The sequence below is a fragment of the Wenyingzhuangia gilva genome (assembly GCF_030519655.1).
GTDB lineage: Bacteria > Bacteroidota > Bacteroidia > Flavobacteriales > Flavobacteriaceae > Wenyingzhuangia > Wenyingzhuangia gilva.
Genome location: NZ_JAUMIT010000005.1, coordinates 114,321 through 140,313 on the forward strand (window position 1 = coordinate 114,321; position 25,993 = coordinate 140,313).

Here is a 25,993-nt window from a genome sequence, read left to right on the forward strand (position 1 = left end):
TCAACAAGATGAAAAATATCAACATTATAAATTTTTTTGCAACTGTTGGACTAGTGTCTTTAATGATTTCTTGTTCTAGAGCTAAAAAAGAAAAATCAAACGAAGTAGAACAACCAACCATTTCACAATTAGAAACAGATGGACATTATTTTAAAACCAAAAAAGGAAAACCATTTTTTTGGTTGGCAGATACAGGTTGGTTGACATTTAATAAATTGAATAGAGATGAAATCAAAACGTATTTTCAAGATAGGAAAGACAAAGGGTTTAATATCATTCAAATTATGACAGTTCACTCTTTAGGAGTGGCTAATGTTTATAAAGATTCGGCTTTGGTCAATCAAGATTTGTCTAAACCCTTGATAACTGAAGGAAACGATTTTAATAAGCCAGAGGAATATGATTTTTGGGATCATATAGATTACGCTTTAGATGTTGCCGAGGAAAAAGGATTGTATTTGGGAATGGTGCCAGTTTGGGGTTCTCCTATTGCAGGTGGAGAGGTAAATTTAGAACAGGCTCAGGCTTACGCTAATTTTTTATCAGACAGATTCAAAGGACGAAAAAACATTATTTGGCTTAATGGAGGTGATACTTATGGGAGTAAAAACACTGAAATTTGGAATGCCATAGGGGAAACGCTACATAAAAACTTTCCCGATTTGTTAGAAACGTTTCATCCAAGAGGACGAACAGATTCTTCAGATGATTTCCATAATGAATCTTGGTTAGATTTTAACATGTTTCAATCAGGACACAGACGTTACGATCAAGATGATACAGAAAGAAATTACGGAGAAGATAACTATAAATTCGTCCAAGTAGATTTTAATTTAAAACCTGTAAAACCAACCTTAGACGGGGAGCCATCTTACGAAGGAATTCCACAAGGATTACACGATACCTTACAACCAGTTTGGAAGGCTAAAGATTTACGACGTTATGCGTATTGGTCAGTTTTTGCTGGAGCAGCTGGGTTTACATATGGAAACAATCATATCATGCAAATGCATGCCAACCATAAAATACCAGAAGCTTATGGAAGTAAAACGTATTGGGTAGATGCTTTGAATGACCCTGGAGCAGGACAAATGAAATATTTAAAAGAATTGATCTTGTCTCATTCTTATTTTGATAGAGTTCCAGATACTTCTTTGGTGGCTAATCAAGGAGAAAAATACGATTATTTAGCAGCTACAAGAGGTGAAGATTTTGCTTTGATTTATACCTACAACGGTAGAGAAATGCAGATAAATATGCAAAAAATCAAAGGAGAAAAAGTAAAGGCAAATTGGTACAATCCTAAAAATGGAAAGCTTACGGTTATTGAAGAATTTTCTAATAAAGGAGTACATACTTTTAATCCACCAGGAGAACAAGCGGAGGGGAATGATTGGGTATTGGTATTAACATCAAAATAAGAAACTACAATGAAAAAAATAGGAATTATTATTTTATTAACCTTATGCACTGCTTTAAACGCAAATGCAAACAATGGTTGGTTTAATATATTAGACGAAGGGGGAAACAATAAAGGATCATTATGTACTACTGCTATTCAGGGAGCTATAGACAAAGCTGCTGAACAAGGTGGAGGAACTATTTATTTTCCTGCGGGGGACTATTTAACGGGAGCATTAGAATTAAAAAACAATATTGTACTATATGTAGATGCGGGAGCTATTATAAAGTTTTCTAAAAATTTTGATGATTATTTGCCTTTTGTTGAAGTACGATGGGAAGGAACGGTTATTAAAACATTTAAACCATTGTTATATGCTCGTGATGTAGAAAATATAACCATTACAGGTCGTGGAACTATAGATGGTCAAGGAGAAGCTTGGTGGAAAGAGATTTGGAGGATAGAATCTGCAAAAGAAAAATTAGAGCCTACTAAATATCAAAAAATGACTCAGGAAGCAAATAAAGATGTATTTACCGAGCCATATTATAAAAGAACCAGAAGCTATTTGTTTCACAGGCCTCCATTGTTTCAGGCATTTCAATGTAAAAATATTAGAATTGAGGGAGTAACTATTCAGAATTCTCCTTTTTGGACTATTAATCCAGCGTTCTGTGAGAATATTAAAATTGATGGTATTACCATTTTTAATCCATATTCTCCAAATACAGACGGAATCAATCCTACTTCTTGTAAAAATGTGCATATCTCTAATTGTCATATTAGTGTGGGTGATGATTGTATTACCATTAAATCGGGTCGTGATGCCGATGGTAGAAAATGGGCAACTCCTACAGAAAATGTAACCATTACCAATTGTACCATGTTAAGTGGTCACGGAGGAGTGGTTATTGGTAGTGAAATGTCTGGAGGTATAAAAAAAGTTGTGATTTCTAATTGTGTGTTTGATGGAACGGATAGAGGTATTCGCTTAAAAGCTGCTCGTGGTAGAGGTGGGGTGGTTGAAGACATTCGTGTGTCTAATATTGTAATGAACAATATTAAAAAAGAGGCTGTGATGATCAATTTGTTTTACGATAAAAATACGGTTGAAGGTCCTGTAACTGAAAAAACTCCTGTTTTTAGAAATATTCACATAAGCAATGTTAGAGGAACCAATATCAATACTGCCGGAAAAGTTATTGGAATTCCAGAAATGCCTGTAGATAATATTACGTTTTCGGACATCAACATGAGTGCTGAGCAAGGTTTTTCTATTGATACCGCTACCAATGTGGAGTTTCACGATGTAAAAGTGAATGCATCTATAGGAAGTGCTTTTAAAGTTCAAAATTCTAAAAACATTGTTTTAGATAATGTAAGCACCACAACGCCCATAAAAAATACGGCTGTAATTAAAGTGAATAATGCTTTAAATATGGTTATTCAGAATAATTTCCCAATGGAAAAAACAGATTTGTTTTTAGAAGTAGACGGACAAAAATCGAACGGGATTTATGTAAAAAACAATGTTTTTAAAAATGTTAAAACACCTTTAAAGAAAGGGAAATCAGTAAAAACAAAAATCAAGATTGATTAAGCTTATGAAAAAAATAATAGCTTTTTTAGGGTTTATCACTGTTTTTGGATGCGCAGCTAAAAAAGAGATGTATTTATTTACTTCTTTTAGAGAACCAGCTACAGACGGATTGTATTTGGCGACTAGTGAAGATGGTTATCATTGGCAAGATTTAAAAGGTCCTTATCTAAAACCTGAAGCGGGAGCTAGTAAAATAATGAGAGACCCTTCTATTGTAAAAGGGAAGGACGATATATATCACATGGTTTGGACGACTGATTGGAAAGGTGGCAATGGTTTTGGCTATGCAAATTCTAAAGATTTAATTAATTGGAGTGAGCAACAATACATTCCTGTAATGAAACATGAACCATCAGTGGTAAACGTTTGGGCACCCGAAATTTTTTATGATGATGAGGAAGATCAATATATTATTATTTGGGCATCAACCATTCCGTTTCGATTTGAAAAAGGAATTGAAGCGGAGGATAACAATCACAGAATGTATTACGTAACCACTAAAGATTTTAAAACATTTTCGGAAACCAAATTGTTTTTAGATCCAGGTTTTAGTGTAATTGATTGTGTAATTGTAAAACGAGCTAAAAACGATTATGCTTTAATTGTAAAAGACAATACCAGACCAAGACGAGATATACAAGTTGCTTTTGGAACATCACCAACCGGACCATTTACAAACATGATAGAGCCTTTTTCTGGACATTTATCGGAAGGGCCAACGGTCTTAAAAAAAGATGGAAAATGGTTGATTTATTATGACAATTACGGAAAGAAAAATTACAAAGCAGTAGAAACATCTGATTTTAAAAATTTTAAAGATGTGAGTAACCAAATCCAGTTGCCAGAAGGTCATAAACATGGAACCATTACAACCATATCTAAAAAAGTATACAAAGGATTAGTAGCAAAAGAAAAAGAATTATAATGATTTCATTTAGCATATTTAAAAACAAATTAACCGCTTTATCACTATTGATTTTAAGCAGTGCTACATTAGTGGCACAGCAAGATACGGTGTATTATAGCGGAACAACCTTATCAAATATAGATTATCATCACGGACAATTAAGTCCAGCAGTAGGGGTACATGCCACTCAAGTAATGAGAGCGAGTAGAGAACATCCAGAAAAGGCCGATGGTTTTGGTTGGACATACAATCATGCTCCAAATATGGCATATTGGAATGGAACTTTTTACCTGAATTATTTAAGTGATCCATCGGGGGAACACATTCCGCCAAGTCAAACTTTTTTAATGAGCTCTAAAGATGGAGAACATTGGGGTTTCCCTCAAGTAGCTTTTCCTATTTATAGTATCCCAGATGGTTATCAAAAAGAAGGAGTAGCAGGGGTGGCTAAAAACTTAACTGCAACTATGCATCAACGTATGGGTTTTTTTACGTCTTCAGACAATCGACTTTTTACGTTGGCTTTTTACGGAATTTCAATGGATGAAAAAGACAGCCCAAATGATGGAAATGGAATTGGTCGTGTAATTCGTGAAATTAAAGAAGATGGATCTTTAGGGCCTATTTATTTTATCAGATATAATCACGGGTGGAATGATAAGAATACCAATTTCCCGTTTTATAAAAAAAGTAAAGATAGAGGATTTAAAAAAGCTTGTGAAGAATTATTAGGGCAACCTCTATTAATGCAACAATGGGTGGAAGAAGCAGATAGAGATGATCCGTTAATTCCATTACAAAAACAATACAAAGCCTTTAGTTATTATCACCTACCAAACGGTAATGTGGTTGGTTTATGGAAACATGCATTGACTTCTATCAGTAAAGATAACGGGAAAACATGGGAATATACTCCCTTGAGAGCTCCTGGTTTTGTGAATAGCAATGCCAAAATTTGGGGACAAAAAACGACTGATGGACGTTATGCAACTGTTTATAATCCATCGGAATATCGTTGGCCTTTGGCAATTTCTACCAGTGATGATGGTTTGAATTATACCGATTTATTATTAGTACATGGAGAAATTACACCGATGCGTTATGGTGGAAATTACAAATCTTACGGACCTCAATATGTTCGTGGAATTACAGAAAATAACGGAACTCCAGACGATGGAAAACTATGGGTAAGCTATAGCGTAAACAAAGAAGATATTTGGGTAGCTTCAGTTCCAGTGCCTGTTAAAAGCACCGTAGAAAATGATGTTGATGAGGTTTTTGATAAAATGAAAAATGGACATGAATTAGATTTTTGGAATACCTATAATTTGTCTTGGGCTTCAGCAGAAATTGAAAAAATCAAGAATGAAAAAACATTAACACTTCGTGATCAAGATCCTTTTGATTATGCTCGTGTAGAACGTGTCATTCCTTTTGCTCAACAAATGGAAGCGGAGTTTACGGTTACTCCTGAGCAAAATAATCATGGTTTGTTACAAGTGGAGTTTCAAAACAAACAGGGCTTACCATCTATTCGTTTGGTCTTTGATGAGGATGGAGTTTTAAAAACCAAAGCAGGTTCTCGTTTTAGAAAAATATCAGATTACGAAGCAGGAAAAACATATACTGTTAAGGTAGTTTTAGACACTACCTCAAGATCGTATACTGTTAGTGTGAATGGAGGAAAAGAATCACGTCAAATATTTTATGCTCCAGCCGATGGTGTTGAGCGTATCATGTTTCGTACAGGAGAGCAACGTCATTTTCCAACACCAGATACTCCTGCAGATAAAGAAGATTATGATGATTTACCTTTTACGGGGGCAAAAATTCCAGAAGCGGTATTTCATATAAAATCATTAACTACAAAAAGGTTATAAATTGAAAATATTAAAAGTCATATTTATTTGCATAACTGTGTTAACAGCTTGTACATCTGTCAAGAATGTCAATTTTGAGGTAACAGAATTGACCTGCGAAATGAATAAGAATCCATTGGCTGTTACTGCAAATCATCCAAGGTTAAGTTGGCAGTTGTCTGCTACAGGTCTTAACGTATCACAATCTGCCTATCAAATTTTAGTAGCTTCTTCTCTAGAAAAGTTAGAAGAAAATACAGCAGATATTTGGGATAGTGAGAGAGTTACCTCAAATCAAAGTCAGTTGATTTCTATTGGGCAATCACTAAATGCTGAAACCAAATATTTTTGGAAAGTAAAAGTATGGAATCAAAAAGGCGAAGCTTCCGATTGGAGTAAAATAGCTTTTTTTAGAACAGTTCCATCAACAGAAAGTCTAAAACCAACATGGATTGGAGCCATTTCAAAAGAAGATAGTCATTTACCCGAAGGAAGACATTTTCATACGGCAACATTTAAAAGATCAAAAAGAGATTCTATCATCAATGCTTCCGATTCTTTGTCAAGAAGAAGCATTATGTTACGTAAACCTTTTAAGGTTGAAAAAGAAATTAAGGAAGCCGTGGTATATGTTTCTGGATTGGGACATTATGAATTAACCATCAACGGAGAAAAAATTGGGAATAGTGAATTTGCTCCCTTGTGGACAGATTATGATCAATCTGTAAATTACAATACGTACGAAGTTCCATCATCACTTTTAAAAAACGGAGACAATGCCATTGGTGTTTTGTTAGGAAATGGAATGTACAATATGTTAGCAGCACGTTATGCTAAGTTTTTTGTGAGTTTTGGTCCTCCAACCTTATTTTTAAAAATGAAAATAACTTATGCCGATGGTTCTGAAAACATTATTCATTCTGATAAAACTTGGAAGTATAGTAAAAGTCCAATCACATTTAATAGTATGTTTGGAGGAGAAGATTATGATGCCAATTTAGAACAAAACGGTTGGAATCAAGCAGGTTTTAATGATAAGACATGGAAGTCTGTTGTAGTTCAAAAAGCTCCCAAAGGAATTTTAAAAGCACAAACGGCTCCACCCGTAACCATTCAGAAACAATTTGATGTTAAAGAATTTAATCAAATTCAACCGAATACATATGTTTTTAACATGGGGCAAAATTTGTCTGGTTTTCCAACCATTAGAGTAAAAGGTAAAAAAGGACAAAAAGTTCGTGTTTGGGTTGGTGAAGGTTTAAAAGAAGATGGAAGTATAAGTCAAGGACGTTCTGGAAAACCCTATTATTTTGAATACACTTTAAAAGGAGATGATGTAGAAACTTGGCAGCCAAAGTTTAGTTATTACGGTTATCAATACATGCAAATTGAGAATATTAACTATAAAGAAACTATAGTAGATTCTTTACCAACTTTGATGGATTTAAAATCGAATTTTATCTATAATTCAGCAGGAGAAACAGGAACGTTCGAAAGTTCAAATGAAATATTTAACAAAGCCCATGAGCTGATAAATAATGCCATTAAAAGTAATTTTCAAGCAGTATTAACAGATTGTCCACATCGTGAAAAATTAGGTTGGTTAGAAGAAGCACATCTTAACGGACCAGGTTTGATGTTTAATTACAACATGAAAACTTTTTTTCCGAGCATAATGGAAAATATTAAAGATGCACAACGAGAAAATGGACTCATTCCAACCATTGCTCCAGAATACGTAGTGTTTGGTGGCGATTTTACCGATTCTCCAGAATGGGGTGTTTCGGGAGTTATTTTACCTTGGATGTATTACGAATATTATGGTGATGATTCTTTAATTCTTGAGTATTACGAGGTCATGAAAAGATATGTAGATTACTTGACCTTAAAATCAGATAATTACATTTTAGACTATGGTTTAGGCGATTGGTACGATTACGGAGAACATGCAGCAGGATATTCAAAAAATAGTCCAATTGCATTGTCTGCAACCAGTCATTATTACTATGCAGCACATTTGTTTGCCAAAGCAGCAAAGCATTTAAATAAAACTGAAGATATTGTTAAATATCAAGCCTTAGCAAACAATATCAAAAAAGCCTATAACAACAAGTTTTTTAACAAAGAAACCAAACAATACGGAACAGGGAGTCAGTTTAGCAATGCTGTTTCTATTTTTATGGATATAGTAGATCCAAAGTACAAACAAGCTGTGATGGATAATTTGCTAGCGGATATTAAAAACAGAGGATATAGGTTAACCACAGGTGATGTTGGTAACCGTTATTTATTTGAGACTTTGGCTAGAAATGGAGAAAATGAAGTGATGTATAAAATGAATAATCATTACGATACACCAGGGTATGGTTTTCAGATAAAATTTGGATTGACTACCTTAACAGAACAATGGGATCCAAGAAAAGGAAATTCATGGAACCACTTTATGATGGGACAAATTGAAGAGTGGTTTTATACCAGTTTGGCGGGAATACAACCAGATATGAAGCATCCAGGATTTAAACACTTTTTTATAAAACCTGAAATTGTAGGAGATATGACCTTTGTGAAATCGAGTTACAAATCGGTGTATGGAACCATTGTTTCAGAATGGGAAAAATCAGAAAATAGTACAATATTTAATATTGAAATTCCAGTAAATACATCAGCAACCATTGTGTTGCCTGTAAAATCTTCTGTAAAAATTTCTATCAATAATATTGCTTTAGATAAGGTTGAAGGATTGGAGAAATTAGATAATGTTGAGAAACCGTCATTCAAGTTAGGTTCTGGTGTGTACAACATTGTATGTGAATGAATATTAGAAGGAGAAAATGAAAAAAAATAAATACATATTAGCTTGTTTTTTGCTTTGGACTACGTTTTTTAAGGTTCAAGCACAAACTTCAGATAATAACTATAAACAGCCTTTAACAGAAACTATAAATAGAATAGCAGCTATTTTTAAAGTTGAAATTAAAGATGGTGATGGTTTGTTAAAAGACAAGGAGTTGGAATATGCACAGTGGAAAATAGATGCAGGTAACATAGAGGTATCTTTTGCCAATGTCTTAAGTCCTTTTAATTTATCGGCTGTGGAGCAAACAACAGGTGTTTATAAAATAAAAAAATTTCAATATCACAAAATATCAGAAATTAAAGGAGCAGAAAGATTGCAGTTTTTGGCAAATAGCTATCAGAATAAAGAAGATTGGGAAAAGAGAAAATCAGCCTTAAAAAGTTGTATGATTTCTGCTTTTGGCATAGATAAAGCTCCAAAAACGCCAGATTCTAAACCTGTTTTAACCAAAAAGAGAAAATATAAAGGGTATTCTGTAGAGAATATTGGTTTAGAAATTTTACCAGGGGTTTATGCTACAGGATCTATTTATAAACCTTATCCTTTACGAAAAAAAGCAGCTGTTATTTTAACACCAAATGGACATTTTGGAGGAGAGCGTTATAGAGATAGTGAACAGATTCGTTGTACTATGTTGGCAAAAATGGGAGCCATTGTAGTAAGTTATGATTTGTTTGCTTGGGGAGAATCTAAGTTACAGTTTCCCTCTACTTTGCATAGAAATAGCATTGCATCCACCATTCAAGTTTTAAATGGAATGAGATTGTTAGATTATGTTGCTACATTAAAATATGCAGATATGTCTAGAGTGGGAGTTACAGGTGGTTCTGGAGGTGGTTCTCAAACACTATTTTTAACGGCTTTGGATGACAGAATTAAAGTGTCTGTTCCTGTGGTAATGGTATCATCTTACCATTCTGGAGGATGTCCATGTGAAAGTGGTAGAGGAATTCATTTGTGTGGAAACGGAACAAACAATGTAGAAATTGCAGCTATGGCAGCACCAAGACCTCAGTTAATTGTTTCTGATGGAGGTGATTGGACACACAATACACCAGAAGTAGAATTTCCTTTTGTACAAAGAACGTATGAGTTTTACGGTAAAAAAGACTTGGTAAAGAACGCACATTTTCCAAAAGAAGGACATAATTATAAGGAGTCTAAAAGAATGGCTATGTATCCGTTTATGGCAAAATATTTAGACTTAGATATTCATAAAATAGAAGATAAAAATGGAAAAATAGACGAATCTACTTGTGAACTAGAGCCTGTAGAGAATTTATTAGTATTTGGAAAAAATGGAGAAGATTTACCTAAAAATGCATTAAAAGATATAGATAGCTTATATGAACTATTTGGAGAGGTAAATTTAAAGGATTACAAATAATTACCTTCATGTTTTTTTTAGAGTTTCAGAAAATAAAAAAGTTCCTCTTAAGCAGATTTTTATATACAAAAGGTGAGTAATACTTATTATATAGAATCAACCGCCGAACTTTTATATGAGTTGAAAGATTTTAATATGAATATATTCACGGTTAATTTTTCAAAAGAACTGAAAGTCAGAAGACGAAATGATATCAGAAATGATTAAGTAAAATTAAGAAAACATTAATAAGCAAGTATGAAATTAAAAAGTTGTAGAATTCTATTTTGCTGTTTTGTAGCACTTTTTGGAATTCAAAATTTATGTGCTCAAAATTTAAAATTATGGTACAATAAACCAGCAGAAATATGGAATGAAGCCTTGCCTTTAGGAAATGGAAGGTTAGGAGCTATGGTTTTTGGAGATCCAGCTATTGAGCGTTTACAATTAAATGAAGAAACTATTTGGGCAGGTTCTCCAAATAGTAATGCACACGGAAAAGCTTTGGTGGCTTTGCCAAAAGTACGTCAACTTATTTTTGATGGAAAATATGCAGAAGCACAGGCGTTAGCAACGTCAGATATTCGTTCGCAAACTAATAATGGGATGCCTTATCAGACGTTTGGAAGTGTGTATATTTCGTTTCCAGGACATCAAAATTATACCCATTATTATCGCGATTTAAATATAGAAAACGCCACAGCCAAGGTGCAATATACTGTTGATGGTGTGGAATATACCCGTGAAATTTTATCAGCTTTTCAAGACGATGTAATTGCAGTAAAATTATCAGCAAACAAGCCTGGAATGATTACTTGTAATGTGTTTATGAACAGTCCTTTTGATAAAACCAAAACAACTACAGAGGGCAATCAAGTTACTTTAGCAGGAGTTACCAGTACGGTAGAAGGACAAAAAGGAAAAGTAAAATTCCAAGGTAGAATGGCTCCAAAACACAAAGGAGGAACCGCTTCTGTAAAAAATGGGATCATCAGTTTTAATAAAGTTGATGAGGCTGTTATTTACATTTCTATCGCTACAAATTTTGTGAATTACAAAGATATTTCTGCTGATTATGTAGCAAAGAGTAAAGACTTTTTAGACAAGGCAATACCTAAAGATTTTGAAACCATTAAATCTGCACACACGCAATACTATCAAAAGTTTTTCAACCGAGTGTCTTTAGATTTAGGAAAGAGTAAAGTTGCCAACGATCCAACGGATGAACGTATTCAAAAATTCAGCAAGCAATTTGATCCAGAATTGGCTGCATTGTATTTTCAATTTGGACGTTACTTGTTAATTTCTTGTTCTCAGCCGGGTGGTCAACCAGCCAATTTACAAGGAATATGGAACGACATGTTGTTTCCGCCTTGGGAAAGTAAATACACCATGAATATCAATGCAGAAATGAATTATTGGCCATCAGAATTGACCAATCTTTCAGAAATGCACGAACCTTTTATTCAATTAGCAAGAGAGGTTGCCGAAACTGGAAAAGAAACCGCCAAAGTTATGTACAATGCAAGAGGTTGGGTGTTACACCACAATACAGATATTTGGCGAATTACAGGACCTATAGACATGGCAGCTTCTGGAATGTGGCCTACTGGGGGAGCATGGGTTTGTCAAGATTTATGGGAAAGATATTTATACACAGCGGATAAAAAATATTTAGAAGAAATTTATCCAATTATGAAAGGAGCTGCTCAGTTCTTTTTAGATTTTATGATCAAAGATCCTAATTCAGGGTATTTGGTAGTAGTGCCATCAAATTCACCAGAAAACACACATGGTGGAGAAGATGGAAAATCAACCATAACGGCTGGAACAACTATGGACAATCAATTAATTTTTGATTTGTTTACCAACATCATAAGAGCTACTAAAATTTTGGATGAGAAAACAGATTTTACCAAAGAATTGGAGACTGCTTTGGCTAAAATGGCTCCAATGCAAATTGGAAAATATGGACAATTACAAGAATGGTTAACAGATTGGGATGATCCAGAAGATCATCATAGGCACGTATCTCATTTGTATGGATTGTTCCCTAGCAATCAAATTTCTCCGTTTAGGACACCAGCATTATTTCAGGCTGCAAAAACATCTTTAAAGTATAGAGGAGACGAATCTACAGGTTGGTCTATGGGATGGAAAGTAAATTTATGGGCTCGTTTGTTAGACGGAAATCACGCTTATAAATTATTACAAGATCAATTACATTTGGTCACAGCCGATCAAAGAAAAGGAGGAGGAACGTATCCTAATATGTTAGATGCGCATCAACCTTTTCAAATTGATGGAAACTTTGGCTGTACTGCAGGATTTGCAGAAATGTTAATGCAAAGTCACGAAGAAGCCATTCATTTATTACCAGCGTTACCAGATGTCTGGAAAAGCGGAAGTATAAAAGGAATAAAATCTAGAGGAGGTTATGAAATTGATATGGAATGGAAGAACAACAAAGTATCTGTTTTAAAAATAACAGCTTCACAAGATGGAAATTGTAGATTGAGATTGGCATCTACTTTAAAAGGAAAAGGTTTGAAAAAAGCCAGAGGAAAAAATGACAATCCATTCTTTTATGCTGTAGAAGTGAAAAAACCAATCATTTCAAAAAAAGCAGAAATAGAAAAGTTAAAATTACCAAAATATAATGAGTACGATGTAGCAATGAAAGCAGGAAAAACATACACTTTTTATGGTAAATAAATTTGAATAATAAATGTCATTTCGAATGATTTTGAGGAATAAAAAAATCGTATCGAGAACAAAATAAAATAGACAGATGAAAATAAGTAAGATAAAATCTTTATTACTGTTCTTTCCTGTTTTAATCGCAGGGTGTAAATCTTCAGAAACGGTTTCAGAAGTAAAAGTATCAAATTCAAAAACCGTTTTACAGGCAGAAGATTTTAAACATTATGCCGATTACTTTAACCGAATGGAAGATGAAAATATTGCCAAAGCTGTTCCTAATGATAGTGCTTGGACTTGGATGGAAAGTAACATTCCATTGTTTGAATGTCCACAAGATAATTTTGAAGAAATGTACTATTTCCGTTGGTGGAGTTTGCGTAAACACATTACCGATACCCCTCAAGGCTATGCCATTACTGAGTTTTTAGTAGATAGATCGTATGCAGATAAGTATAATTTAATTGCTTGTGCTTTAGGGCATCATATTTATGAATTTCGTTGGGTGCACAATCCTAAATACATTGAACAAAATGTGAATATTTGGTACAGAGGAAACGATGGAAAACCCATGAAAAAATTACACAAATTTAGTAGTTGGACGGCTGATGCTTTGTATAACAGGTATTTGGTAAATAAAGATGAAAAATATCTATTAGATTTTTACCCAGATATGGTCTCTGACTATGCACGTTGGGAAGAAGAACGTCAACGACCAGATGGTTTGTTTTGGCAAAATGATGTGAAAGACGGTATGGAAGAATCGTTGAGTGGAGGTCGTCATGTACGTAATGCACGTCCAACCATTAACAGTTATATGTTTGCCAATGCCGAAGCTTTACAAACCATGGCAACCATGAATGGAGATACGGATAAAGCAGCTTACTTTAAAGCCAAATCAGAGAAGATAAAAAACTTAGTAGAACAAAAATTATGGAATAAAAACGATTTGTTTTTTGAGACTTTAACAGAAAAAGACACCTCTTCAAATGTTCGTGAAGCCATTGGGTTTATTCCATGGTATTTTAATTTACCGTCTAAAAACAAAGGATTTGAAAAAGCTTGGGAGCAAGTAAAAGATAAAGAAGGATTTGCAGCTCCTTTTGGTTTAACCACAGCAGAACGTAGAAGTCCGAGATTTAGAAGTCACGGTACAGGAACTTGCGAATGGGATGGAGCAGTTTGGCCTTTTGCAACATCGCAAACCTTAACAGCGATGGCAAATGTGTTGAATAACTATGATCAAAAAGTAGTAGGAAAAGAAGATTATTTTAAACAAATGAATTTGTATGTAGAGTCTCAATACTACCGTGGTCGTCCATATATAGGGGAGTATTTAGACGAAACTACAGGATATTGGTTGATGGGTGATAGAGAACGTAGTCGCTATTACAATCACTCAACGTTTAACGATTTAATGATTACTGGTTTGGTAGGATTACGTCCTCGTGCCGATGAAAAAATTGAAGTAAATCCTCTAATACCTCAAGACAAATGGGATTGGTTTTGTTTAGATAATGTACTATATCACGGAGATATTATTACAATTGTTTGGGACAAAACAGGAGAAAAATATCACAAAGGTCAAGGATTACGAGTGTTTAGAAATGGAAAAGAAGTGGCTGCTTCAAGTAAGTTGGAGAAGGTAATTTCTGAATAAAAAGTGCTTCTATAATCAATTTAGAATGACATTTTAAAATGACAAAAGCTAATAGCATGAATAAATTATTGTTACAAATTACGTTGCTTGTTTTTACGTGTAGTTTGTTTGCTCAAAAAAAAATTGAAGCCAATCAATTACAATGCGAAATGTTAACCAATCCTTTGGGAATTGATGTTTTGCAACCACGTTTGAGTTGGCTAATAAAAACATCAGAAACAGAGTTAGAGCAAACAGCTTATCAAATTTTAGTGGCTTCATCACCAGAAAACTTGGCAGAAAACAAGGCCGATTTGTGGGATAGTGGAAAAGTAAATAGCAATGTTTCTGTAAATATTACTTATGCAGGAAAAAAATTAGATAGCAAAGATGAAGCTTATTGGAAAGTAAAAATTTGGACCAATAAAGGAGAGAGTGACTGGAGTAAACCTGCTTTTTGGAGTATGGGAATTTTAACTTATGCGGAGTGGAAGTCTACTCGATGGATTGGATATAATCAATTGTTTTCAGGAGATACTGTTGGGCAGTTTTCAAAATTATCAGCTCGTTATGTTCGTAAGCAAATCAACCTAGAAAAAAAGATAAAAAAAGCTAAAGTCTTTATCATGGGAATGGGACTGTATGAATTTTATGTTAATGGAGAAAAAATAGGAAATCAAGTTTTAGCTCCTGTTCCAACAGATTATACAAAAAATGTAAAATACAATGTTTTTGATGTGACGAATCAACTTCAACAAGGTGATAATGTGTTAGGAACCATTTTGGGAAATGGACGTTTTTTTGCTATGAGACAAGAGTATAAGCCTTATAAAATAAAAAGTTTTGGGTTTCCTAAAATGGCGTTACAACTTGTTGTTGAGTACGAAGACGGAACCAAAGAAACTATAAAAACGGATGAAACTTGGAAGTTTACTCCAAATGGACCTATTAGAGCAAATAACGAATATGATGGAGAAACGTATGATGCTCGTAAAGAAATTAAAGATTGGAACAAAGTAGGATTTGATGATAGCCATTGGATGAATTTAATGTGGGTGCAAGAACCAGGAGGTTTTTACGAAGGGCAAATGACTCCAAATATGAAAGTAATGGATACAGTAAAACCTGTATCGATAAAAAAAACATCTAAAGGAACTTACATTCTAGACATGGGACAAAACATGGTAGGATGGTTACAGCTAAAAGTCAAAGGGAATAGTGGAGATAAAGTAATGATGAAATTTGCGGAATCTTTACAAGAAAATGGTTCGTTGTATATAGCCAATTTAAGAGATGCCAAAACAACAGATACTTATATTTTAAATGGAAACGGACAAGAAGCTTGGGAACCAAAATTTGTATATCATGGTTTTAGATTTGTAGAAATTACAGGGTTTCCAGGAAAACCAACCTTAGATAATTTCTTAGGAAAAGTGGTGTATGATGATATGAAAACTACAGGAACTTTTGAAAGTTCTGATGAAACCATGAATCAGATTTTTAAGAATGCCTATTGGGGAATTAGAGGAAATTACAAAGGGATGCCTATTGATTGTCCCCAACGTAACGAACGTCAGCCTTGGTTGGGAGATAGAACTACCGGAGCTTATGGAGAAAGTTTCATTTTTAACAACCAGACTTTATATGCAAAATGGTTAGATGATATTAAATATTCACAAACGTTGGATGGTGGAATTCCAGATGTAGCTCCAGCGTTTTGGCGTTATTACGGTGATGGTGTTACTTGGCAAGGAGCTTATATAAAAGTAGCGGATATGTTGCACATCCAGTTCGGAGATACCGAAAGTATTAAAAAACATTATCCATACATGAAAAAATGGTTGTTATACATGGAAGACAATTATTTAAAAAATGATTTGATGACCAAAGACAAGTATGGAGATTGGTGTGTACCGCCAGAATCTTTAGAAATTATTCGTTCTCAAGATCCTACGCGTTTAACAGATGGTGAATTATTATCAAGTGCTTTTTATTATCATCTACTGCAAATCATGAAAAAGTTTGCTCGTATTTCAGAAGCAAAACCAGAAGATATTATTTATTATGATGCTTTGGCAAATCGTGTTAAAAAAGCATTTAACGATAAATTTTTTCACAAAGAAAACTTTAGTTATGCCAACAATACCGTAACGGCTAATGTATTACCATTGGCTTTTGATATGGTGCCAGACAATTTAAAAGAGCAAGTTTTTCAAAATATGGTTCATGAAATTGAAGTCACCAAACAAGGACATATAAGCACCGGAGTAGTAGGAACACAATTTTTAATGAGAACCTTAACTGAATTTGGAAGAGGAGATTTGGCATACAAACTAGCCTCAAACAAAACATATCCTAGTTGGGGTTATATGGTAGAAAATGGAGCGACTACTATTTGGGAATTGTGGAATGGAAATACAGCTGACCCCAAAATGAACTCTCAAAATCATGTGATGTTATTGGGAGATTTAATGATTTGGTATTACGAAAATATGGCCGGAATTAAATCTAGCGAAGCACATCCTGGATTTAAGCAAATCATCATGAAACCAGACTTTAATGCAGGACTGAGTTACGTAAATGCATCTTACAATTCTATCCACGGATTGATAAAAAGTCATTGGAACATTAAAAGAAGTATGTTAACATGGCAAGTAACCATTCCAGCAAATACATCGGCATTGGTGTATTTACCAACTACAAAAGCTTCTGATGTAAAAGTGAATAGACAAAGGTTAGCATCCAGTAAAAAAGATTATCAAATAAAAGATGAAAAATTGGTGTTGACCTTAAAATCGGGGACTTATAAAATAGAAGTGAATTAAGCGTTTTAAAGAAACTATCAAAAAAGAAATAATTAAACAAATTGAAAACTGATAAAACAGAATCATGAAAAAAATAAAAACAGCAGTTATATTTTTAGGGTTAGCAGCTTTAGCAAGTTGTAAAAATACACCTGTAGAAAAAAAGATAGCTTTAGAAGATAAAACTTGGAAAGAAGGAATTGTTGCCGAAGAATTTCTTTATGAAGAAGCTGAATATCCGTCTTGTCATGCTGCTACTATTGTAGAAAACACAAAAGGAGAATTGGTGGCTTCTTGGTTTGGAGGAACCAAAGAGCGAAACCCAGATGTTTGTATTTATGTAAGCAAACGTAAAAATGGGAAATGGACAAAAGGGGTAGAAGTAGCCAATGGAATTCAAAATGATACATTACGTTACCCTACATGGAATCCTGTTTTATATCAAATTCCAAATGGAGATTTGATGTTGTTTTATAAAATTGGACCTAGTCCATCTGCGTGGTGGGGAATGTTAAAACGTTCTGCTGATGGAGGAGAAACTTGGTCTAAAGCCGAAAAATTACCAGAAGGATTTTTAGGGCCTATTAAAAACAAACCAGAATTGTTAAAAAATGGTAATTTATTGTTGCCGTCAAGTATAGAAGGGAATGGGTGGAATTTGCGAATGGAATCTACTCCAGATTTTGGAAAAACATGGGCAATGGGAGACACACTTCCTAAAGGAAAACAAGATATCAATGCTATTCAGCCAAGTATTTTGTTTCATGAAAACGGAAAACTTCAACAAATAGGTAGAACAAGAAACAGACACTTATTTACTACTTGGTCTGAAGATGATGGAAAAACTTGGTCTGATTTAGAATTATTAAACATGCCCAATAATAGCTCTGGAACAGATGCTGTAACTATGAAAAACGGAGAACATGCCCTAATATACAACCATGTTTGGCCAAATGAAGACATGAATAAAAGTTACCGAAGTCCTTTAAATATAGCTATTTCTAAAGACGGAATTAACTGGAACGCAGCTTTGGTTTTAGAAGATTCTAAAATTAGTCAATATTCCTATCCATCAATTATTCAGGGATCAGATGGAATGTTACACTGTATTTATACTTGGAGAAGACAAAGAATTAAATATGTAAAAATTGATCCTAGCAAACTGGTGACTTTTCCTATAAAAGACGGAGTGTGGCCAGGTCCTACCAAAGACAGGTATGAAGTGGCAGTGTGTGATTGGATGATTTTAAAACGTCAAAAACTAAGTGCTTTTCAGTTTGCCAAAGACATCAATGCTGATGGAATTGAAATGGATATGGGAGGTTTAGGGAACAGAGAAACTTTTGATAGCAAATTTGGAGATACTATAGAAGTAAATAAATTCAGAAAAAAATCAGATTCTTTGGGAGTTCAAATAAGTTCTATTGCCATGTCTGGTTTTTATGCACAATCTTTTGCAAAAAGACCAACAGTAAAAAGAATGGTATCAGACTGTATAGAAACTATGAAGAAATTTAATGTGCAAATAGCTTATTTACCATTGGGAACCCAAGGAGATTTGGTAAAAAATCCTGAATTAAGGCCTGCTATTGTAGAACGTTTGCGTTGGGCAGGAAAAGAAGTTGGTAAAATAGGAGGAGCTATTGCTATTGAAACTTCGTTAGATGCAACTGAAGAGAAAAAATTATTGGAAGAAATAGGAAGTAAGAATATTAAAATATCATTTAATTTTTCAAATGCCATTGAACATGGAAAAGATATTTCTAAAGAATTAAAAATTTTAGGACGTGATAATATTGGACAAATTCACGCTTCTAATACAGATGGGAATTGGATTGAAAATGATCCTGCCATTGACTTGCCAAAAATTAAAGAAACCTTAGATAAAATGCACTGGAAAGGTTGGTTAATTGTAGAGCGTTCTAGAGATACAACGAGAGTTCACGATAGAAAAGCAAACTACGGATCTAACGTGGCATACCTTAAAAAAGTTTTTAAAGGGGAATAATGTTTTTGCTTATTAAAGCAACAAATACAAGTAGCTAAATGAAGGTTGTAAATGTTTGTGAAATTTTATTTGAATGAGATACATACATCATATATTATTGTTAGTTTTTATATGTTCAGTTTCCTGTAAAAAGGAAACTGAACTTTCTTCTGTTAGAAAAACACAATCCTTAAATACTGATTGGACTACTGTTATGTTAGACAGTTTACCGGTTTTAGAAAGTGAGTTTGTAAAGAATCCAAGTGTAAATGCCAATTGGGAAAAAGTGTCTGTGCCTCATAATTGGGATCAATATTACGGATATAGAAGAACCAAACATGGAAATTTACATGGAACGGCTTGGTATCAAAAAACATTAAGATTAGATGAAAAACAAAAAGAGAAACAATACTTTTTGTTTTTTGAAGGAGTAGGTTCTTATGCAACTGTTTGGGTTAACGGAAAAAAAGTTGGAGAACACAAAGGAGGTAGAACTACTTTTACAATAGATATTACTGATGCTATTTCTTTTACAAAAGAAAACATCGTCATGGTTAAAGCTGAACATCCTGCATACATTACCGATTTACCTTGGGTTTGTGGTGGTTGTTCGGGAGAGTGGGGGTTTTCTGAAGGTTCTCAGCCTATGGGAATTTTTAGACCTGTTTCTTTAGTGATTACAGAACCGTTAAGAATTGAACCTTTTGGAGTTCATATTTGGAATGATGAAAGTACCAGTAAAGAAAAAGCAGTTTTACACACAACAACAGAACTTAAAAACTATAGAAGTTTTTCTAAAAACATCACTATAGAAAACAAGTTGTTAGATGCTAGTGGATATGAAGTTTCATCCATCAAAACGGAGGAGAAAAATTTGGTAGGAGTCAAAGAAATCAAACAAACTTTACCAGAAATTAAAGAACCAAAACTGTGGTCTTTAGAAAATCCATATTTGTATCAATTGGTAACAACTATTTATGAAAACAATAAGGTGATTGATCAGCTAATTACATCTTATGGAATTCGCTGGGTAAGTTGGCCTATCAATAGAGCGGGAAATGACAATCGTTTTTTCTTAAATGATGAGCCTGTTTTTATCAACGGAACTTGTGAGTATGAACATTTAATAGGAAAAAGTCACTCTTTTTTTGATACCGAAATTAAAGCTAGAATCAAGCAGGTTCTAGCAGCAGGATACAATGCTTTTAGAGAAGGACATCAACCACATAATTTAAAATATCAAGAACTTTTAGATCAGGAAGGAATTTTGTTTTGGAGTCAGTTTTCTGCTCATATTTGGTATGATACCCCTGAGTTTAAAGAAAATTTTAAAACATTATTAAAAGAATGGATTAAAGAAAGAAGAAATAATCCATCTGTGGTAATGTGGGGATTACAAAATGAAAGTACCATTCCTAAAGATTTTGCTGAAGAGTGCACGGAAATTATCAGACAAATGGATCCTATTGCAAGCAAACAACGTTTGGTTACTACTTGTAATGGGGGGCAAGGAACTGATTGGAATGTAATTCAGAACTGGTCCGGAACTTATGGGGGAGATCCATATAATTATGGAGAAGAAATGACAGAGTTGCTGCTAAACGGAGAATATGGGGCTTGGCGAACAGCAGATGTTCATACCGAAGGTGAGTTTGATCAAAAAGGAATCAATAGTGAAAATAGATTCTCTCAATTGATGGAAATTAAAGTAAGAGAGGCAGAGTCTGTAAAAGATAAAATTGTAGGTCAATATCATTGGTTGTTGTATTCTCATGAAAATCCGGGAAGAACACAGAATGGGGAAGGATATAGAGATATTGACAAAGTTGGACCAGTAAATTATAAAGGAATTTATACTATTTGGGGAGAGCCAACAGATGCTTTTTATATGTACAGAGCCAATTATGTATCTAAGAAAAAAAGCCCTATGATTTATATTGTTTCTCATTCTTGGCCAAATAGATGGACAAAACCAGGAGTTAAAAATAGTATAGATGTTTATTCCAATTGTGATGAGGTAGAGCTCTTTAATGATGTCAATCATGAGTCCTTAGGAAAATTAAAAAATCCTGGATTGGGAGAGCATTTCCAGTGGAAAAACATTAATATAAAATATAACATTCTGTATGCGGTAGGTTATGTAAATGGAAAAGCTGTTGCCAAAGATTATATTGTTTTAAGCAGTTTACCAAAGGCCAAACATTTTGATGAATTGATTGCTAAAACCAATGAAATTTTAAAACCAACCGAAGATTATCAATATATCTATAGAGTTAATAGTGGAGGAGATGATTATATAGATACATTTGGAAATACCTGGATGGCCGACGTTCATAAAACGGATGAGAATACTTGGGGTTCTAAATCGTGGACGGATGGGTTTAAAGATTTGCCAGCGTTTTACGCAAGTCAAAGAACCACTTATGATCCTATTGCAGAAACTCAAGATTGGAAATTGTTTCAAGATTTTAGGTATGGAGCCAATCAATTAAGATATGAGTTTCCCGTTCCCGATGGAGAGTATTTGGTGGAACTGTATTTTAACGAACCTTGGTATGGAACAGGAGGCGGAATGGACTGTACAGATTGGCGAGTTTTTGATGTGGCAATTGATGATAAAGTTGTTTTAGAAAATGTAGATATCTGGAAAGAAGCAGGGCACGATAAAGCTTTGAAAAAAACAATAAAAGCTTTTGTAGAGGGTGGGGTCTTAAAAATAACCTTTCCTAAAGCTGCTGCTGGAGAAGCTGTTATTTCTGCTATCGCGATTGCTAGTAAAGATTCTTCTGTAAGATCAGCAGAGGCATCTTCAAAAAATATTTTAAAAGATGAGGCGAATGTGCCTGTGCAAGTTAGATCATGGTTAAATATTACAGATCAGCAGTACATAAATTCAGAGATTCATTATACAAAATTACCTGCAGAGGTTTATGGAGCAGATTATTTACGTTTTTCTTCATCAACAAATCAAACCAATATTTCGGGAACATTTACATCCAAAGAAAATGCAACTATTTATGTGTTTATAAAAGATTCAGAAAGCATATCATCTTGGTTAAAAAGTTATGAAAAACTAGAAGAAATAGCTGAAAATAATAAAGAGACTGTTTTTAAGGTATTTAAAAAAGAAGTAAACAAAGGAGATAAAATCCATTATGAAAATAATGCGGGTATCGCTGTGGTACCTCTTTATAATATGGATGAAAAAGATGACAGGCCGATTATAAAATTAGAAGCTGAAGAAGCCGAAACTTCAGGAAAAGGAATTAAAAAAGATTTTTTTAAGAAAAGTGATTATATTGAGTTTACTGAAAACACCAACAATAAAATCACTTTTGTAGTAAAGCCAGGAGTTGCTAATATTTACTTGATGCGTTTTAGATTTATGAACATGAATTCACATCCTGTAAAAGTAAAATTAACCATTACCGATGCCAATGGAATTTTGGTAAGGAACGATGAAATAGAGTTTCCTGTAAAGGATGAAAAATGGAAAATATTAAATACAAGTACAGGGGGGTTCATTAATGCTGGAACGTATAAAATTCAGTTAGAAGCTGAGAGTATGAAAGGATTACGATTAGAATCTTTTGAGTTTCAATAAAAGAAATGAGATATAAAATGAAAAAAATACAAGTTTATAGCCTAATTGTTTGGGCATTGATTTTATGTAGTTGTCTTACTAGAGAACAAGATGTTAGAATTGTTAAAGATTTTAATTTTAATTGGAATTTTAAATTAGGAGCACATCCAGAAGCAGTGAAAACAACTTTTGATAGCTCGGATTGGAGAACTTTAAATTTACCTCACGATTGGAGTATTGAGGGAGCTTTTAGTAAAGATCATCCTACAAAACCAGAAGGAGGAGCTTTGCCTGCAGGAGAAGGTTGGTATAGAAAAAGCTTTCAAATTTCTGAAGAGTGGAAAGAGAAAACCATTGCTATTGAATTTGATGGTGTTTATAGAAATAGTGAAGTCTGGATAAATGGAAAACATTTAGGAAAACGTCCAAACGGATATATTTCTTTTTCTTATGACTTAACTCCGTATTTACACTATGGAACTCAAGAAAATATCATCACTGTTAAAGTAGACAATTCTTTACAGCCAAATTCTCGTTGGTACACAGGTTCTGGAATTTATAGAAAGGTACAATTGGTTGTAACCAATAAGTTACATATTGCTCATTGGGGAACTTACATTACAACTCCAAAAATAACAAAAGAATTAGGTGAGGTTGCCATAGAAATCACCTTACAAAATGATACTGATACAGAAAAATCAATAGAATTGGTTTCGTTGGTTTATGATGAAAATGAACAAGAAGTTGCAAAAATCATTACCAAAAAAAACATAAACTCAAAAGAAAGTGTAAAAGCGAATCAAACCTTAGAGGTAAAAAAACCGATTTTATGGGATACCAAAAATCCTTATTTATATACTGTTAAAACCAAGGTGTATGAAGGAGCAACTTTGGTTGATAATTTCGAAAATGTACTAGGGTTTAGGTCTTTTAATTTTGATGCTGAAAAAGGATTTTCTTTAAACGGAGTGCCGACTAAAATTCATGGAGTTTGTTTGCATCATGACAATGGAGCTTTAGGAGCAGTAGCCAGCTACGATGCTATTAAAAGAAAGTTGAGGTTAATGAAAGAGATGGGAGTAAATGCTATTAGAGTTTCTCATAATCCATCATCAGTAGAATTGTTAGACTTGTGTGATAAAATGGGATTTATTGTACAAGCAGAAGCTTTTGATGTTTGGAAAAAGAAAAAAGTAAAAGCAGATTATCATTTAGATTGGGATGAATGGCATAAGAAGGATTTACAAGATTTTGTAAAAAGAGATAGAAATCACCCATCGGTAATGATGTGGAGCATTGGGAATGAAATTCGTGAACAGTTTGATAGTACTGGTATTGCTATCACGAAAGAGTTGGTAAATATTGTTAAAAAATTAGATCAAACAAGACCAGTAACTTCTGCGTTGACAGAAAATATTCCAGAAAAAAATTACATCTATCAATCTGGAGCTTTAGATTTATTAGGGTTTAATTACAAGCATGAAGATTATACTAGTTTTCCAGAAAAATTTAAAGGACAAAAAATTATTGCCTCAGAAAGTGTATCGGCTTTAGAAACAAGAGGACATTACGATCATTTTGATGCTGATGAAATTAAAAGATGGCCACCTGCACACAACCAACCTTTTGACGGAAATGATGATTTTACCGTTTCAGCATACGATCAGGTTTCTGCTTACTGGGGAGCTACACACGAAGAAAGTTGGGAGGCAGTAAAAGCATTAGATTATATAGCGGGAACTTTTATTTGGACAGGAATGGATTATTTAGGAGAACCTATTCCGTATCCTTACCCTGCTCGTAGCTCATATTTTGGAATTGTGGATCTGGCTGGTTTTCCTAAAGATGTTTACTACATGTATCAAAGTGAATGGAGTGATCAAGAGGTGTTGCACATTTTTCCTCATTGGAATTGGACAAAAAATCAAGAAGTGGATGTTTGGGCTTATTATAACCATGCCGATGAAGTTGAATTGTTTTTAAATGGAAAATCATTAGGAAAAAAATCTAAAAAAGGAGATGATTTACATGTGTCTTGGAAAGTGAAATATGAACCAGGAATTTTAAAAGCAATTTCTAGAAAAGATGGAAAAGTGATCTTAGAAAAAGAAATTCACACTGCAGGAAAAGCGGCTCAAATAAACTTAACAGCAGACAAGAAAGAGATTCATAACAATCAATATGATTTGGCGTATATCACTGTTGATGTTGTTGATGAAAAAGGAGTTTTAGTTCCAAATGCAAATCATCTTATTGAGTTTGAAATTTCAGGAGGGGGAGAAATAGTTGGAGTAGATAATGGTTATCAAGCTAATTTATCATCTTTTAAAGCATCAGAAATAAAAGCATATAATGGAAAATGTTTAGTGATTGTTCAGTCCAATGGTAAAGAAGAAAATATTGTGTTAAAAGCAACTTCTTCAATTGGAATTTCATCAAATACAATAGAAATTAAAGTCAAAAAATAATTATGGAGATAAAATATTTTTGTCCAATTTGGGGTTCTACAGACATGGAGTATGCAGCTTTTTTTGAGAAAGCTAAAAATGCGGGTTATGATGGCGTAGAAATGAGTTTGCCAATGAACGACGCAGAAAAAAAAGAAATTTCAGCATTGTTAAAACAGTATGAATTAGAGCTGATAGCACAACATTGGGAAACATTAACTGCCGATTTTGAATTACATAAAAAAGAGTATAAGGCAAGAATGATCAATTTGGCATCTGCAAAGCCTTTGTTGGTAAATACCCAAACAGGAAAAGACTTTTTTACCTACGAACAAAATGCTGAGTTAATTAACATTGCAAAACAGGTTTCTCAAGAATATGATGTAAAGATTATTCACGAAACACACAGAGGGAAGTTTAGTTTTGCTGCTCATATTACGCATCAGTTTATAAATAAAATTCCAGATTTAGAATTAACCTTAGATATTTCACATTGGTGTAACGTGGCCGAAACGTTGTTGGAAGATCAAACAGAGGCCGTGGATTTAGCCATTGAAAGAACAGCGCATATTCATTCACGTGTAGGATTTTCAGAAGGACCCCAAATTCCGGATCCAAGAGCTCCAGAATGGAAAGAAGTTCTAGAAACTCATACGAATTGGTGGCAAAAAGTAATTGACAAACGTAGAGCAGAAGGAAGGTCAGAATTTACGATTGCTCCAGAGTTTGGTCCATATCCGTATATGACTCAGTTGCCTTTTAAAAATGAACCTATTACCGATCAATGGGCGGTAAATGTGTTTATGATGGAACATTTAAAAAAGACCTTAAAATAATTTTTT

At 33.8% G+C, this 25,993-nt stretch carries 13 protein-coding genes; all 13 read left to right on the forward strand.

Annotation, left to right across the window (positions count from 1 at the left end):
- The first annotated feature begins 8 nt into the window (after positions 1–8).
- The 13 genes from QVZ41_RS10660 (at position 9) to QVZ41_RS10720 (ending at position 25,987) form a co-directional block, all read left to right on the forward strand.
- Entirely contained in the window at positions 9–1,421 is a 1,413-nt protein-coding gene (locus tag QVZ41_RS10660) for a glycoside hydrolase family 140 protein (RefSeq protein WP_302884559.1), read from the forward strand.
- Positions 1,422–1,430: 9 nt separating this feature from the next.
- On the forward strand, positions 1,431–3,002 hold the full coding sequence (locus tag QVZ41_RS10665; RefSeq protein ID WP_302884561.1) for a glycoside hydrolase family 28 protein: 1,572 nt from the start codon (positions 1,431–1,433) through the stop codon (positions 3,000–3,002).
- A gap of 4 nt (positions 3,003–3,006) precedes the next feature.
- Positions 3,007–3,927, forward strand: a complete 921-nt coding sequence (locus QVZ41_RS10670; RefSeq protein WP_302884562.1) for a glycoside hydrolase family 43 protein — start codon at positions 3,007–3,009, stop codon at positions 3,925–3,927.
- Positions 3,927–5,789, forward strand: coding sequence for an exo-alpha-sialidase (locus QVZ41_RS10675; protein WP_302884563.1), 1,863 nt, complete (start codon positions 3,927–3,929; stop codon positions 5,787–5,789). Before QVZ41_RS10670 ends, QVZ41_RS10675 begins: the two co-directional genes overlap by 1 nt.
- Before the next feature lie 100 nt (positions 5,790–5,889).
- Positions 5,890–8,583: a glycoside hydrolase family 78 protein gene (locus QVZ41_RS10680; RefSeq protein ID WP_302884564.1), complete on the forward strand. Its 2,694-nt coding sequence runs from the start codon at positions 5,890–5,892 to the stop codon at positions 8,581–8,583.
- A 16-nt stretch (positions 8,584–8,599) separates the two neighbouring features.
- Positions 8,600–10,012, forward strand: a complete 1,413-nt coding sequence (locus QVZ41_RS10685; protein ID WP_302884566.1) for an acetylxylan esterase — start codon at positions 8,600–8,602, stop codon at positions 10,010–10,012.
- A gap of 237 nt (positions 10,013–10,249) precedes the next feature.
- Complete coding sequence (locus tag QVZ41_RS10690; RefSeq protein WP_302884567.1) at positions 10,250–12,706, forward strand: glycoside hydrolase family 95 protein; 2,457 nt, start codon at positions 10,250–10,252, stop codon at positions 12,704–12,706.
- A gap of 76 nt (positions 12,707–12,782) precedes the next feature.
- On the forward strand, positions 12,783–14,351 hold the full coding sequence (locus tag QVZ41_RS10695) for an MGH1-like glycoside hydrolase domain-containing protein (RefSeq protein ID WP_302884568.1): 1,569 nt from the start codon (positions 12,783–12,785) through the stop codon (positions 14,349–14,351).
- A 56-nt stretch (positions 14,352–14,407) separates the two neighbouring features.
- Positions 14,408–17,155 (forward strand): glycoside hydrolase family 78 protein, encoded by a 2,748-nt coding sequence (locus tag QVZ41_RS10700; protein WP_302884569.1) that lies wholly within the window; start codon positions 14,408–14,410, stop codon positions 17,153–17,155.
- Between the two features lie 64 nt (positions 17,156–17,219).
- Positions 17,220–19,142 (forward strand): exo-alpha-sialidase, encoded by a 1,923-nt coding sequence (locus QVZ41_RS10705; RefSeq protein ID WP_302884570.1) that lies wholly within the window; start codon positions 17,220–17,222, stop codon positions 19,140–19,142.
- 73 nt (positions 19,143–19,215) lie between these two features.
- The gene (locus QVZ41_RS10710; protein ID WP_302884571.1) at positions 19,216–22,725 is read left to right on the forward strand and encodes a malectin domain-containing carbohydrate-binding protein; all 3,510 of its coding nucleotides are present in this window, start codon (positions 19,216–19,218) and stop codon (positions 22,723–22,725) included.
- Positions 22,726–22,742: 17 nt separating this feature from the next.
- Positions 22,743–25,172 (forward strand): glycoside hydrolase family 2 TIM barrel-domain containing protein, encoded by a 2,430-nt coding sequence (locus QVZ41_RS10715; RefSeq protein ID WP_302884572.1) that lies wholly within the window; start codon positions 22,743–22,745, stop codon positions 25,170–25,172.
- A gap of 2 nt (positions 25,173–25,174) precedes the next feature.
- Positions 25,175–25,987 (forward strand): sugar phosphate isomerase/epimerase family protein, encoded by an 813-nt coding sequence (locus tag QVZ41_RS10720; protein ID WP_302884573.1) that lies wholly within the window; start codon positions 25,175–25,177, stop codon positions 25,985–25,987.
- The last annotated feature ends 6 nt before the right edge of the window (positions 25,988–25,993 follow it).

Coding starts and splice junctions, on each gene's coding strand:
- QVZ41_RS10720 (WP_302884573.1), top strand. CDS start 25,175: ATGGAGATAAAATATTTTTGTCCAATTTGGGGTTCTACAGACATGGAG.
- QVZ41_RS10665 (WP_302884561.1), top strand. CDS start 1,431: ATGAAAAAAATAGGAATTATTATTTTATTAACCTTATGCACTGCTTTA.
- QVZ41_RS10670 (WP_302884562.1), top strand. CDS start 3,007: ATGAAAAAAATAATAGCTTTTTTAGGGTTTATCACTGTTTTTGGATGC.
- QVZ41_RS10690 (WP_302884567.1), top strand. CDS start 10,250: ATGAAATTAAAAAGTTGTAGAATTCTATTTTGCTGTTTTGTAGCACTT.
- QVZ41_RS10695 (WP_302884568.1), top strand. CDS start 12,783: ATGAAAATAAGTAAGATAAAATCTTTATTACTGTTCTTTCCTGTTTTA.
- QVZ41_RS10705 (WP_302884570.1), top strand. CDS start 17,220: ATGAAAAAAATAAAAACAGCAGTTATATTTTTAGGGTTAGCAGCTTTA.
- QVZ41_RS10660 (WP_302884559.1), top strand. CDS start 9: ATGAAAAATATCAACATTATAAATTTTTTTGCAACTGTTGGACTAGTG.
- QVZ41_RS10685 (WP_302884566.1), top strand. CDS start 8,600: ATGAAAAAAAATAAATACATATTAGCTTGTTTTTTGCTTTGGACTACG.
- QVZ41_RS10710 (WP_302884571.1), top strand. CDS start 19,216: ATGAGATACATACATCATATATTATTGTTAGTTTTTATATGTTCAGTT.
- QVZ41_RS10680 (WP_302884564.1), top strand. CDS start 5,890: ATGAATAAGAATCCATTGGCTGTTACTGCAAATCATCCAAGGTTAAGT.
- QVZ41_RS10675 (WP_302884563.1), top strand. CDS start 3,927: ATGATTTCATTTAGCATATTTAAAAACAAATTAACCGCTTTATCACTA.
- QVZ41_RS10715 (WP_302884572.1), top strand. CDS start 22,743: ATGAAAAAAATACAAGTTTATAGCCTAATTGTTTGGGCATTGATTTTA.
- QVZ41_RS10700 (WP_302884569.1), top strand. CDS start 14,408: ATGAATAAATTATTGTTACAAATTACGTTGCTTGTTTTTACGTGTAGT.